Below are 12,652 nucleotides of genomic sequence, written 5' to 3'. Positions count from 1 at the left end.
GGCACGTCAGGCGCGGGCGCGAACCTTCTGCGGCGCGGCGTCCGCGAGGTTTACCTCGTGTATGGACCGTGCAAGTTTGGCGATTTCACGGCGAAGCGCGTTCTTGGGCGCGCTTTCGGCCAAGGGAATGCCTTGATCGGCGGCCTCGCCGACCCCGCGCCCGCCGTCCGGAAACTGCACCTCGATCGATATGCCCAGGGACTCGGACATGCGCTTGACCCGCGAGCGGCCGTTCAGGTCGGTGAAGCCCGGAGCCCGGTTGAGAACGAAGCGGATCTTCTGGAAGGGCAACCCTTCGGTGGTGAGCGCCCGCTTGAGACGAAGGGTGTTCTGGGCCGACCTCATGTCGAGTTGCAGCACCGCAAAGCACAGATGCGCCGCGTTCAGGACCGCCTCGCTCCAATCGGACAGGGCAGGGGGCATGTCGATGATGACGTAATCGAAATTAACCCGCGCCGTTTCGATCAGACGCTCGACATCCTTGGAGTCGACAAGGTCCAGCGGCACGAGGTCGAGCGGCGAGGTGAGGACGTGAAGCTTGTCCCCATAGGTCTGGAGGGCCTGCAGCAGAGCCTCGGCGTCCATCGACTCGGTCTCCGTCAGGAGCTCCTGAACCGCCTCGCGGCGCGGCAAGTCGAGAAGCGTCGCCACCGACCCGAACTGGAGACCGAGGTCGATCAGGCAAACTCGGGGCGACAGGTCCTTGTCGATGATGGCCAGTTCCCAGGCCAGGTTCACGGCGAGCGTCGAGCCACCAACCCCGCCCGCCATGGCGTAGATCGGGATCACCACTCCGGAATGCTCGCCCTTGACGGCCACCTCGGCGGACGACGTGGCCGAGGCTGCCTTGGGCGCGGCGGGGCGTCCCTTGGGCTTGGACGTCGCGCGCTGCAACTCTCCCTCTGGCAAGGGATAGGGGATGAACTCGTCGGCTCCCTCTCGCAGGAGTTGGTGAAGGGCCGTCGGACTGACCCCTTCGGCCACGAGGATCACGCGGATGTCCCTGGCCTTGGCCGCGGCGATGATCAGAATCAAACGATCGAGATCGGCTTCGTCGGCACTGTCGAGTGCCAATGCCACGAACGCCAGCTGATCCGAGTCCGGCTGAGCGAGGAAGGTGACAGCTTCGGCCAGCCCGACATCGCCCCATCGGTCGCCCACTGTGGCCTGCATGTCCTCAATGAGAAGGTCGAATTCCTGGATATCGCGGCTGATCGTGCAAGCGATGATGGATTGCGGCTCGATCAGCACTGCGACGCTCCTGCCTCTGGCCCATGACTCGACCCGGGACGGCCGGTCACGCCTGACGGCTGCATGATCCTTGTCCGAGGACAGGGACGCTGGCCGCCAAGGTCCTCAATCTCGCAAGAAGATGACAAGATTGGGGCCATATTTCTGTCTTTGTTGGATCTGGCGAAACAATGGTGTCGAGGGCGCGTGTTTACTGTTCGACCGCAAGTTCCGCCCCGGTGACCCCCACGGTCGTTTGCGCGATCCCAGCCGAGGCAACATAGTCGCGGAAGACCACCTCGGCGTATTTCCCGTTAAGGACGCTGGGGTGCCCATCGACGAAGCCCGAGACATCGGTCACCGTGCGCCTGTTCGCACGCTCCGGCGCCTGAGTAGCCATGAGGGGCTGTGTTTCGCCCTGTGACACGAGCGCCTCGAGTCGGGCCCGGTCAATCCCCTGGCCCACCAGGTAGTCCACAGCCACCTGCGCCCGCCGCAGTCCAAGCTGGTAGTTGTACCCGTCCGATCCCACCAGGTCGGTATGGCCGTAAACGGCGAACCGCACCTCGGGGAACTGCCGTATGAAGGCCGCCTGTTGGGACAGGACAGCTCTGGCCTGGGGGTCCAGTTGCGACGAATTGAAGGCGAAGTTGATGGTGGTGGGCACCGTGTCCGCGAACCGATTCGAAAGCGAGACCGCATAGGACATCTGACCCGAGTGGATCAGGACGTTGTTCATGGTAGCGTTGCCGAAACCGCCATCGTTCATGGCCATCCCGGCTTCCCCGTTGAAGGTGGACCGGGTGGGATCGGGGGCGCAGCCCGCGAGAAGACCCAGCGCCGCCGGGATCGTGCCGATTAGTAGACGCCGCATGAGATCCCTCAATCCATCACATAGCCGTAGGAGCCGGAAAAGTCTTGGCGCGCCACCTCGCCTGCGCCGCCCGAGGTGGGCGCACGCGAGGCCGCGACCCGGCCGAACAGGAACAGGTCACGTTCGGACGGAGGGCGCACCCTGTCGGTGGGCAGGGCCAGCGCCTCGCCCCGTGTGGGGGTCACGAGGTGCGGCGTTATGATGATCACCAGTTCGGTCTGGGCTCTCTGGTATTCGGCCGACCGGAACAGAGCGCCCAGGACAGGGATATCCCCCAACCACGGAACCTGGCCATTGAGATCGCGGAAGTCGTCCGACAGCAGGCCGGCGATAGCGAAGCTCTCCCCGTCCCGCATCTCGACGGTGGTCGAGGTTTCGCGCCGCCGGAAGGCGTCCACGTTGAACCCGCTCTGGCTGAACCCATTGGCCGGATCGATCGACGATACGGCGGCCTCCATCTCGATGTTGATGAGATCGCCGTCCACGACGCGGGGAACGAAGTTCAACTCGACGCCGAAAGGCTTGTACTGGACTGAGATCTCTCCCCCGTCCTGGCTCACGGGAACCGGGTATTCACCCCCTGCGAGGAAGCGCGCCTCTTGGCCGGACAGGGCGGTGAGATTGGGCTCGGCCAGAGTGCGAACCACGCCGCGCTGCTCGAGAGCCTCGAGCAGGAGACCCACCTCAAGGCCGCCGGCGTTGAAGCCGAACAGGATAGCCCCATTGTTGGCATTCGCGCCGGGGATGTTGCCGTTGAACGTATTTCCAAGCGCACCCGAGGTGTTCAACGTGCCAGTCCCGCCCGAGAGGCCCAGATCGCCGCCGAGGCCTGTCCCCTGAAGCGCCAGCGAGGAAGACAGCGACTTGGAAACCGAACGCTGCATCTCTGCGAATCGGACCTGGAGCATCACCTGCTGGGTTCCGCCGACGGTGAGCAGGTTCGAGACCCGCTCCGGTGCGTAGCGATTCGCGAGCTCCAGGGCGCGGTCCAGATCGGAGATGCTGTCCACCGTGCCCGACAGCACGATCCCATCGTTGGCGGTCCGCACCTCGATGCCTTGGCCAGGAAGGATCTGTTCGAGACGTTCCTTGAACTCCGCCAAGTCGGGCGACACACGGACCTCGACGTTGGTGATCAAATGGCCGTCGGCACCCAGGAGCGTGAGCGTGGTCCGGCCGGGTGCCTTGCCCAGGACGTAGATGGTACGATCCGACAGAGAGGAGATGTCGGCGATCCCAGGGTTGGCGATGGACAGTTCGGTAAAGGGCACGTCCGATTCGACGACGACGGCACGATTTAGGGGAACGTCGATCGGTTCGGTGACGGTGCCGCTGAGAACGGTCAGCGTTTGGGCCGGCACGCCGGATGGAACCCCAGCCGCAAGGAGAGTCAGGCCCGCTAGAGCGGCCTGAAGGATACGATATTTGCTCATCTGTCCTGCCTCTGGGTCTTGGTCGCGGACGTGCAGTCTGCGCGTGGGCCGTCCGTCGTTTGCAACGAACCTGAACAGGCTGTGACGCAGTGGCAAGTCATGGTTGCACCAGCGTGATTCCCGTCGGGGAAATGTGGAGGCCACGCCACAGAGCGTAGCCCTGCAAGTCATTGAAAAATAGGCATAGCGGCGACAGCCAGAGACTGCGCCGCATTGATTCGCCGCAAAGGGGACTGCTCATCAGCCGGCCGGGCAGTCCACCGGAGTATCGACGACGTCACCACCCCGACGCGTCCGAACAGTGCAGATGCGGGGTGGCGGGGGAGGAGCTGGCGGCGCTTCCTTTGCGACATCGACCGGCGCGTCCTCGAGGCCGAGGAGCGATTTCTGGTCGACCTCGATGGCCGTAGCGATCGTCTCGTCCTTCTGACCAACGAGCGCGAGCGAGAGCGATCCGGTGGCCTGCGCCTGGGCAAGGTTGGCCACTTGCTGAGGGGTCGCCTCGACGGTCACGGTCTGGGCGATCCCTGCAGTCGCGATGGTGTTGTCGTCGGTCTGGTCGATGGCCACCAGCTTCACGCCCGATTCGATGAGTTGAGTTACGTCCCGGGGACCACGCCCGCCTTCCTCCACTGTGCCGGACCAATAGACGTCCACACGATCGCCAGGGCGCAGGAAGCCCGACACGCCCGAGGTGGCATCCACGCTGATCGTGAAGGCGCGCATCCCTTCGCCAAGACGCTGGGTGATCCCCGCATCCTCGCCCGGTTCGGTGACCTTGATGGCCAGGACAGGCTCGTTGATCTCCATGGGCCGGAGCACGACCCGGACCACGTCCGGCCCTTCCGGGAACAACTCCTCCAGGGTTCGGAACGCACCCTCGGGCAGGAACGGCTCGGCATATTGGATTGGCTGCACGTCATCGGGGGTCAACGGTTCGCCGTAAGCGATCTCGCGCTTGACAGCGAACACCTCGATGGTGGGCGTGGCGGCGGCCAAGGCGGCGCGCCCCCGGGCCAGCTCGATGGCCTGCGCCTCGAACTGTCCGCGCACCATCCAGACCGCAGTCCCCGCGAGGCCGACCCCGACCACCAGGACCAATCCGAACACGCCCTTCATCGATCGCTCCTTCTTGAGCTATGGTCAGTCCCAGCTCACCTGCGGGACTTCGGCTTCGCCGAGTTTGGCACCCATGCCGGTGGACATGTTCGTGGCGCCGCCGATGATGCTGGAGGCCACGAGCACGCCAAAGATGATCAGGCCGGCCGTGAGCACCACCCAATCGACGGTGACGGCCCCATTCTCGTCCCGAGAGAACCGACAGATGAAGTTTCGGGACATGACAAACTCTCCGCGACGTCCGTGTTTCCGCATTCCTGAGCAGGGAGGTGTCTTTGGAATGTGGTGGATTCGGGGAGGCATTGCAGCGATGGGATGGAGGCGCGAGAACTGTCTAAGCATTTTACGCCACAGGCCGCGCCTGGCGTGGCGCGGCCCCAACTGAACCGTGAAACGTCAGCTCAGCTTCGGCGCTTTTTACGGGTTGGTGGTGGAGGTGAAGTCGATGTCCGGAACATCGGACTGGAGTTCGGTCGAGATGTTACCCGCCATGGTAGTTGCGCCACCACGGACCGAGCCCAATACGGCAATGCCCAGGCCGACGATGGCTGCGGTCAAAACCACCCAGTCAACGGTGACCGCGCCGTCTTCGTCAGCGCGAAAGTTCTTGATGAAGTCGAGCATGATAGTCTCCTCAGGGTCTACTCAGGGCTTTGCACCGCAACGGATCGCTTCGGCCTAGCCTCGTCTGGCCCGATCCCCGTCGTGATGACGCCATATGCGTCTTGGAATCTGGCGAGAGTTTGTCTGGTTTCGCGCTTTTTAGCGGGCTTTCACCGTTCGTTAAGCCCAATCCATGAAGCTGGTTGCTGCGATGGGCCGTCTCGCCCCGGTATCCGACCGTGATCCAGGTTCCGCAGCGGGACTGAAAAATCGTTCCGAGGGTTGAGGCACTCTGGCCCGCTTCCTTCCTCTGCGGCACCTTTGGCTGCAGCGAGACAGGTCGGACAGGCTTGCGCGGGGGCAGTGGATGCAGCGATTCGGACATCGGATGGTCAAGCCGCGGCGGGATCGCGTCCACGGGTCCGCGCAGCCAAAGCCACGGATCGTCCTGGCCTTGGGGTGGCCAGTTCTCGTGCTTGCGACAGCGCTTGCCGCTTGTGCGACAGGTCCGGTCCAAGCCGAGGATTTCACCTTTCGCCGGGTTGGCGTCCCGAGTTCGGGCAGTGCCAAGCGAATCACGGTCCAGATCGACCCGGCCGCGCCGATGTTCGTATCCAACCGGCCTGCTACGCCCTTTGTGCCCCTCAGTCCTGCTGCCATGGGCCCGGAGGGAGGAGATGGCAGCGCGGCGCGCGCCGCAGGGGTCGAATGGTTCTGGAAAGGCGTTTCACCTCTTCTGGCCGAGTCCGGTCCGGGACGGCTCGATCAGGCTCTGCGGGTCATGGCAGCGGCACCGGACGGCGCGATCACGGAGCCGCGCCTGCAAACGGTACAGGACATTGCGCGTCTCTACGGCACGGACATCCTACGGGAAACGGTCGGGAAGCGGGTGTCGCCCGCGCTTGTTCTCGCGGTGATCGCGGTGGAAAGCGCCGGGCGCCCGCAAGCAGTGTCGCATGCGGGCGCGGCAGGACTGATGCAGCTCATGCCTGCTACGGCCGCCCGGTTCGGCGTGCAGGACCGGCTGCTTGCAGCCGACAGCATCCGGGGCGGGGTGGCGTACCTCGACTGGCTGATGAACCGCTTTGGCGGTGATCCGATCCTGACCCTCGCAGCGTACAATGCGGGCGAGGGGGCGGTCGATGCCAGTGGAGGCGTCCCTCCCTACGCTGAGACGAGGGCTTATGTGCCAAAGGTTCTTGCGGCCTGGAGCGTTGCGCGCGGTCTTTGCCAAACCCCGCCTGAACTGGCGTCGGACGGATGCGTGTTCATGACCGAGGCTCTTTGATCCCGACCGTCGGGCTGCGGGCCTTCATGGTCTGAGGCCGATATCGCGGGACTGGCGCCTGAGCCCCGGTTACATGACGTGCAGGGCCACACCGGGTCGTTGTTCAGGACGTCGCGGGCCGGCACGGTCAGGGCTGCGCAGTCGTCAAGCATTCGACGCCTTAGAGGATCGAAGCAAAAGACCTGCCGGGACGTGCGCCTGTCAGCGGGTGAACAGCGGTGCCCATTCCGAACGTCGCCGGGCCTGGGCCGCTACGAAGGGGCAGAGCGGGACGATGGTGAAGCCGTGGGTGCGGGCATCCGCCAGCAGTGCCTCGAGAAGCGTGTTGGCCAGACCCTGGCCGCGCAGCACGTCGGGAACGTAGGTGTGGTCTGCAATGACGCGGGTGGGGGACAGGACCGAAAGGGTGAGCTCAGCCTCACCCTCGGGCCGGTGGATCACGTAGCGGCGCTTGGAGCCGTGGTCTTCCAGGGTGACGTCAGACAAGGGTAGCCTCCGTGGCCTTGCGGATTTCCTCTTCCGTGACCCCGTCGGCGGTCTCCACGATCCTGAGGCCCCCTTCGACCACGTCCAACACGCCCAGGTTGGTGATGATGCGGTCCACGACCGCCTTGCCAGTCAGCGGCAGGGTGCAGGCGCGCAGGACCTTGGACTCACCCGCCTTGTTGGTGTGGTCCATGACGACCACGACCCGCTGGACGCCCGCCACAAGGTCCATGGCCCCGCCCATGCCCTTTACGAGCTTGCCGGGGATCATCCAGTTGGCGAGGTCGCCTTCCTCGCTGACTTCCATCGCGCCCAGGATGGCCATGGCGATCTTGCCGCCGCGGATCATGGCAAAGGAGGTGGCGCTGTCGAAGTAGGCCGAATGCGGGAGTTCCGTGATGGTCTGCTTGCCCGCATTGATGAGGTCGGGGTCTTCCTCGCCCTCGTAAGGAAAGGGGCCCATGCCCAGCATGCCGTTCTCCGACTGGAGCGTAACCGAGACCCCTGCGGGGATGTGGTTGGCCACGAGAGTCGGGATGCCGATGCCGAGGTTCACGTACATGCCGTCGCGCAACTCCTGTGCCGCGCGCGCGGCCATCTGGTGGCGGTCCCAGGGCATCAGGGCAACTCCTCGGCTAAGGGGCGCGGCGGGCAGGGCAGGCGCCAAGAACAAATGGGCAGTGGACGCCTCATACCTCGCTCCCCGCACCGGCGGTGTCTTCGGGGCGGGGCTCGGGGCGGGGCCTCAAGGTACGCTGCTCGATGCGCTTCTCGTGCTCGCCCTGGATCAGACGGTGTACATAGATGCCGGGCAGGTGGATGGCATCGGGGTCGAGGGAGCCGGCAGGCACGATCTCTTCCACTTCGGCCACGCAGACCCGTCCGCAGGTCGCGGCCGGCACGTTGAAGTTGCGCGCCGTCTTGCGGAACTGGAGGTTGCCCGTGGGATCGGCGCGCCAGGCTTTCACGATCGCCAGATCGGCCACGATGCCGCGCTCGAGCACATAGGTCTGCCCGTCGAAGTCCATCTGGGGCTTGCCCTCGGCTACCACCGTGCCCACGCCGGTCTTGGTGTAGAAGCCCGGGATGCCCGCGCCGCCTGCCCGCATCCGCTCAGCCAGAGTGCCTTGCGGGTTGAACTCCAACTCCAGTTCACCCGAAAGGTACTGGCGCATGAACTCGGCGTTCTCGCCCACATAGGAGGACATCATCTTGCGGACCTGGCGGGTCTCAAGCAGCACCCCGAGCCCGAAGCCGTCCACGCCCGCGTTGTTGGACGCGACGGTGAGGTCCTTCGTCCCTGCCTCGCGGATGGCGGCGATCAGCAGTTCAGGGATGCCACACAGGCCAAAGCCCCCGGCCGCGATCAGCATGCCGTCCGACAGCAGGCCGTCCAGCGCAGTCCGCGCGTCCGCATAGACCTTGTTCATGCCGCCGCTCCCTTGCCACCTCGGTCGCGAGCGACGTTAGCGCCGCGCTGCAGCAGAGGAAAGAGGCGTGTCAGTCCTCGACGACATCCTCCACGGTTGCCTTGGCGGGCGCCTTCTTGGTCGTCTTGCTGGTCTTGGCCTTGGCTGCCGCTTTCGGCTTGGCTGCTGCCTTCGTTTTGGCCGCGGGCTTGGCTTCGGCCTTTGCCTTGGCCGGCGCTTTCTTCTTGGTCGTCTTCGTTCCGGCCTTGGCATCCACCAGCGCCACGGCGTCATCCAACGTGATCGTCTCGGGCTCGCTGCCTTTGGGAAGGGTCGCGTTGATCTTGCCCCACTTCACGTAGGGTCCGAACCGGCCCGGCATGACGGCGATCTCGCCACCGCCCGGATGCTCGCCCAACGCCCGAAGGGGCTGTGCGGCGGCCCTGCCACGGCCTGCACCGCGGCCGGCCGCCTTTTGCGCCAGAACCTCTACGGCCCGGTTCATCCCGATCTCGAAGACGTCGGCCACCTCGGTAAGGTTGGCATAGGTGCTGCCATGCTTCACGTAGGGTCCGAAGCGCCCGATCGATGCTTCGATGGGCTGTCCATCCTCGGGATGCGGGCCAACCACGCGGGGCAGGGCGAGCAGGCGCAGCGCCCTCTCGAGGTCCATGTCCTGCGGAAGCCAGCCCTTGGGGAGCGAGGCCCGAGGCGGCTTCGGGTTCTCGGTCGTGGCTTCGCCGCGCTGGACATAGGGACCGAAGCGCCCGTCCTTGAGATGGATCGGGTCACCATTGTCATGGCCCAGGAGACGCTCGGCCGACGCGGTCTCTCCGTCCTCGGACGGGGGACCGAAGGGCCGGGTGTAGCGGCATTCGGGATAGTTCGAGCAGCCGATGAAGGCGCCGCCGGTCCGGGCGGTCCGCATGGACAGCCGGCCCTTGCCGCAGACGGGACACTGGCGCGGGTCGCTGCCATCGGCGCGCGGCGGGTAAAGGCTGGGGGCCAGGACCTCGTCGATCTTTTCCAGCACTTCGCCGATGCGAAGCTCGGCTGTCTCGCCGATGGCGGCGGAGAAGTCGCGCCAGAACTGGGCAAGGACCGCCTTGTAGTCGGCCTCGCCCGCGCTGATCTCGTCGAGTTGGTCCTCCAGCCCGGCCGTGAAGTCATACTCGACGTAGCGCCGGAAGTAGTTGGTCAGGAAGGCCGTCACGAGCCTGCCCTTGTCCTCGGGGATCAGGCGGCCATTGTCCTTGCGGACATATTCGCGGTCCTGAATCGTGGTGACGATCGAGGCGTAGGTCGATGGGCGGCCGATGCCCAACTCCTCCATGCGCTTCACCAGCGTCGCCTCGGTGTAGCGGGGCGGCGGCTGGGTGAAATGCTGCTCGGGCGTGACGGACTGCTTGTCGGTGCGCTCGCCCTGGGCCATCTGCGGCAGACGGGCGTCATCCTCGTCCGCCGTGTCGGCAGAGGCCGGGGCCACGTCGTCGCGCCCCTCTGTATAGACGCGCATGAACCCGTCGAAGAGCACGACCTGACCCGAGGCGCGCAGGCCCACTTGCCCGTCGGCGCTGCCGATCTCTACCGTAGTGCGTTCCAGCCGCGCTTCGGACATCTGGCTCGCGAGGGTGCGCTTCCAGATCAGGTCGTAGAGCTTGCGCTGGTCGTTGTCGGTGATGCGGAGCGAGGCCGCGTCGCGACTCATGTCGGTGGGCCGGATGCACTCGTGCGCTTCCTGGGCGTTCTTGGCCTTGTTCTTGTACATGCGCGGCGACTTGGGAACATACTCCTCGCCGAAGCGGCCCTTGATGGCGTCGCGGGCGGCCATGACCGCCTCGGGCGCCATGTCGATGCCGTCCGTCCGCATGTAGGTGATGTGCCCGGCCTCATAGAGCCGCTGTGCCGCGCTCATGGTGGCCTTGGCTCCCATGCCGAACTTGCGCGACGCCTCCTGCTGGAGGGTCGAGGTCATGAACGGCGCGGATGGGTGGCGCGAAGCGGGCTTGGCCTCGACCGAGGTGACCGTCAGGTCGCGGTGATTCACGGCGGCCACGGCCAGATCGGCCTCGGCCTGGGTCTTGAGGTCGAACTTGTCGAGCTTCCGGCCAGCCAGGCTCACGAGCCGCGCCGCGAACTCACGCCCGCGTGGCGTCTTCAGCACCGCTTCGACGGTCCAATATTCCTGGGCGCGGAAGGCCTCGATCTCCATCTCGCGCTCGACGATCAGGCGGAGGCAAACGGACTGGACGCGGCCCGCCGACTTGGCGCCAGGAAGCTTGCGCCACAGGACCGGGCTCAGGTTGAAGCCCACAAGGTAGTCCAGTGCCCGGCGGGCGAGGTAGGCGTCCACCAGCGGCACGTCCACCTGACGAGGATGCTTCATCGCCTCGGCCACGGCGGTCTTGGTGATGGCGTTGAAAGTCACGCGGGACACCTGGGTCGCCGCCTTGATCGCCTTGCGGTCGCGCAGCGCCTCGGTCAGGTGCCAAGAGATCGCCTCCCCCTCGCGGTCGGGGTCGGTGGCCAGAATGAGGTTCGGGTCGTCCTTGAGCGCGTCGGCAATGGCCTTGAGGTGCTTCTTGGAGTCCGCCGCCACCTCCCATTGCATGGCGAAGTCCTGCTCGGGGTCCACCGAGCCGTCCTTGGGGGGCAGGTCGCGCACATGCCCAAAGCTCGCCAGGACGGTATAGTCGGATCCCAGGTAGCTGTTGATCGTCTTGGCTTTGGCAGGGGATTCGACAACGACGACGGGCATGAGGGCCTCCGGGCCATGGCGGGTCGGAAGCGCCCTATGTGGGCGAGGCGCCCCGCTTGTCAATGCGGCGCTCCGGTGTGCCCGCCCGACCTGCCGTGCCGCCTGCCCGGTCCGGAACATGCGGACTAGACTGTGGCCCGCCGGGGCGTCCACGTCATCCGGAGAGGTGCGGCGATGGCCTAAAGCCTGCCTTCGCCGAGAGCAGAATGGTCAGCGCCGAAGCCTCCTGGCCGTGGTACAAGGGGGCACCCGGTGCCACGGTCGGTCCCGATCAAGCAGCCCTCGACAAGAGCCCGCCCGGCTGCCGCGTGATGAGCCCCTCGATCTCCAGATCGGTCAGCGCCGGTGCAAGCGCGGCGGCGCTGCCGCCCAGATCCCGGATCAACTGATCCTCGGCCAGGGGAGACGGGCCCAGGCGGTCGAGAATGAGCTGGCGAAGATCGCCAGGCGGGACGCCAGATGCTGCGGGCGGACGCGCGCGTGCCTCTGCAGGAGCGTCTTGGACCCGCACGGGTCGGCCTGTTGGGGCAGCCCGGGGATGCTCCGATGGAGAATGTGTCAGGAGATCGGAACGCGCCCGCTCGAGCGCCGGGCCCAATCCTTCGAGAACATCCGCGACAGAGCGGACCAGTGTCGCGCCATCGCGGATCAGGAGGTTGCAGCCCGCCGCGCGCGGGTCCATCGGATGGCCGGGGACGGCCAGCACCTCGCGCCCCTGATCGGCTGCGGCTCGGGCGGTGATGAGGCTGCCCGACCGTTCCGCCGCTTCGATGACGACGACGCCATGGGACAGCCCCGACACGATCCGATTGCGGGCCGGGAAGTGCCGGGCCTGAGGCTCCAGCCCGATCGGATGCTCGGACAGGCGGAGGCCACGCTCGGCGATCTCGGCCGCGAGCCCCTCGTTCTCGGCGGGGTAGATGTAATCCACGCCGCCCGCCATGACGGCCACCGTGCCGACTGGCAGGGCTGCGCGGTGAGCGGCCGTGTCGATCCCGCGGGCCAGGCCCGAAACGACCACGATCCCGGCTTCGCCCAGCCCTTCGGCCAAGGCCCGCGTCATCCGCAGCCCCAGGGACGAGGCATTCCGGGCGCCCACGAGCGCGACCATGGGCCGAGCCAGCATCGACACGTCCCCGATCAGCCAGAGAAGGGGCGGCGCATCGGGCAGAATGGCGAGATGCTGCGGATAATCCGGCTCTCCTTTCAGGAGAAGCCGCGCGCCTTTGGTGAGACCAGCGCGGTACTCGGCAAGAGCCACGCCCTCGGGGCAGGGCGCGTAGTCCTGAACGCCGGCCGCGCGCGCAATGGCGGGGAGCGCCTTCAGCGCTGCCCGAGCGGACCCATGTTCATGAAGGAGGCGCGCAAAGGTCGCGATCCCGACACGTCGGGAGCGCAGCAGGCGAAGCCAGTCCAGCCGGTCGTCTTCCTGGGTGGGTGGGAGGGGGGGTG

At 66.1% G+C, this 12,652-nt stretch carries 12 protein-coding genes; 1 reads left to right on the top strand and 11 read right to left on the bottom strand.

The window, feature by feature from the left end:
• Positions 1-6: 6 nt before the first annotated feature.
• The 6 genes from FHG66_RS15705 to FHG66_RS15680 all read right to left on the bottom strand — a co-directional run bounded on the left by FHG66_RS15705 (position 7) and on the right by FHG66_RS15680 (position 5,280).
• Entirely contained in the window at positions 7-1,251 is a 1,245-nt protein-coding gene (locus FHG66_RS15705; protein ID WP_246082639.1) for a CpaE/TadZ family protein, read from the bottom strand.
• A gap of 190 nt (positions 1,252-1,441) precedes the next feature.
• Positions 1,442-2,104 (bottom strand): OmpA family protein, encoded by a 663-nt coding sequence (locus FHG66_RS15700; RefSeq protein ID WP_139078016.1) that lies wholly within the window; start codon positions 2,102-2,104, stop codon positions 1,442-1,444.
• 8 nt (positions 2,105-2,112) lie between these two features.
• Positions 2,113-3,537 (bottom strand): type II and III secretion system protein family protein, encoded by a 1,425-nt coding sequence (locus FHG66_RS15695; protein WP_139078015.1) that lies wholly within the window; start codon positions 3,535-3,537, stop codon positions 2,113-2,115.
• Positions 3,538-3,777: 240 nt separating this feature from the next.
• The gene (gene cpaB, locus FHG66_RS15690; RefSeq protein WP_139078014.1) at positions 3,778-4,656 is read right to left on the bottom strand and encodes a Flp pilus assembly protein CpaB; all 879 of its coding nucleotides are present in this window, start codon (positions 4,654-4,656) and stop codon (positions 3,778-3,780) included.
• A gap of 24 nt (positions 4,657-4,680) precedes the next feature.
• Positions 4,681-4,878 (bottom strand): Flp family type IVb pilin, encoded by a 198-nt coding sequence (locus tag FHG66_RS15685; protein WP_139078013.1) that lies wholly within the window; start codon positions 4,876-4,878, stop codon positions 4,681-4,683.
• Between the two features lie 195 nt (positions 4,879-5,073).
• Positions 5,074-5,280, bottom strand: coding sequence for a Flp family type IVb pilin (locus FHG66_RS15680; RefSeq protein WP_139078012.1), 207 nt, complete (start codon positions 5,278-5,280; stop codon positions 5,074-5,076).
• 367 nt (positions 5,281-5,647) lie between these two features.
• Here FHG66_RS15680 and FHG66_RS15675 point away from each other — a divergent pair, with 367 nt between their 5' ends.
• Complete coding sequence (locus tag FHG66_RS15675) at positions 5,648-6,547, top strand: lytic transglycosylase domain-containing protein (protein WP_139078038.1); 900 nt, start codon at positions 5,648-5,650, stop codon at positions 6,545-6,547.
• A gap of 201 nt (positions 6,548-6,748) precedes the next feature.
• Here FHG66_RS15675 and FHG66_RS15670 read toward each other — a convergent pair whose 3' ends face one another.
• From FHG66_RS15670 to dprA, 5 genes are all read right to left on the bottom strand, one after another.
• Complete coding sequence (locus tag FHG66_RS15670) at positions 6,749-7,033, bottom strand: GNAT family N-acetyltransferase (RefSeq protein ID WP_139078011.1); 285 nt, start codon at positions 7,031-7,033, stop codon at positions 6,749-6,751.
• Positions 7,026-7,652, bottom strand: a complete 627-nt coding sequence (locus tag FHG66_RS15665; protein WP_139078010.1) for a 3-oxoacid CoA-transferase subunit B — start codon at positions 7,650-7,652, stop codon at positions 7,026-7,028. Before FHG66_RS15665 ends, FHG66_RS15670 begins: the two co-directional genes overlap by 8 nt.
• Before the next feature lie 70 nt (positions 7,653-7,722).
• On the bottom strand, positions 7,723-8,463 hold the full coding sequence (locus FHG66_RS15660) for a CoA transferase subunit A (protein WP_139078009.1): 741 nt from the start codon (positions 8,461-8,463) through the stop codon (positions 7,723-7,725).
• Between the two features lie 70 nt (positions 8,464-8,533).
• A complete protein-coding gene (gene topA, locus FHG66_RS15655; RefSeq protein ID WP_139078008.1) occupies positions 8,534-11,200 on the bottom strand; it encodes a type I DNA topoisomerase in 2,667 nt (888 codons plus the stop codon).
• Positions 11,201-11,471: 271 nt separating this feature from the next.
• The coding region (dprA, locus tag FHG66_RS15650; RefSeq protein ID WP_246082638.1) for a DNA-processing protein DprA at positions 11,472-12,652 on the bottom strand (1,181 nt) is incomplete at its 5' end.

The organism is Rubellimicrobium rubrum (genome assembly GCF_006152115.1).
In the GTDB taxonomy this organism is placed as follows: domain Bacteria; phylum Pseudomonadota; class Alphaproteobacteria; order Rhodobacterales; family Rhodobacteraceae; genus Rubellimicrobium; species Rubellimicrobium rubrum.
This window is presented reverse-complemented; position numbering and strand designations above follow the sequence as displayed.

Coding starts and splice junctions, on each gene's coding strand:
- FHG66_RS15695 (WP_139078015.1), bottom strand. CDS start 3,537: ATGAGCAAATATCGTATCCTTCAGGCCGCTCTAGCGGGCCTGACTCTC.
- FHG66_RS15680 (WP_139078012.1), bottom strand. CDS start 5,280: ATGCTCGACTTCATCAAGAACTTTCGCGCTGACGAAGACGGCGCGGTC.
- FHG66_RS15660 (WP_139078009.1), bottom strand. CDS start 8,463: ATGAACAAGGTCTATGCGGACGCGCGGACTGCGCTGGACGGCCTGCTG.
- topA (WP_139078008.1), bottom strand. CDS start 11,200: ATGCCCGTCGTCGTTGTCGAATCCCCTGCCAAAGCCAAGACGATCAAC.
- cpaB (WP_139078014.1), bottom strand. CDS start 4,656: ATGAAGGGCGTGTTCGGATTGGTCCTGGTGGTCGGGGTCGGCCTCGCG.
- FHG66_RS15665 (WP_139078010.1), bottom strand. CDS start 7,652: ATGCCCTGGGACCGCCACCAGATGGCCGCGCGCGCGGCACAGGAGTTG.
- FHG66_RS15675 (WP_139078038.1), top strand. CDS start 5,648: ATGGTCAAGCCGCGGCGGGATCGCGTCCACGGGTCCGCGCAGCCAAAG.
- FHG66_RS15700 (WP_139078016.1), bottom strand. CDS start 2,104: ATGCGGCGTCTACTAATCGGCACGATCCCGGCGGCGCTGGGTCTTCTC.
- FHG66_RS15685 (WP_139078013.1), bottom strand. CDS start 4,878: ATGTCCCGAAACTTCATCTGTCGGTTCTCTCGGGACGAGAATGGGGCC.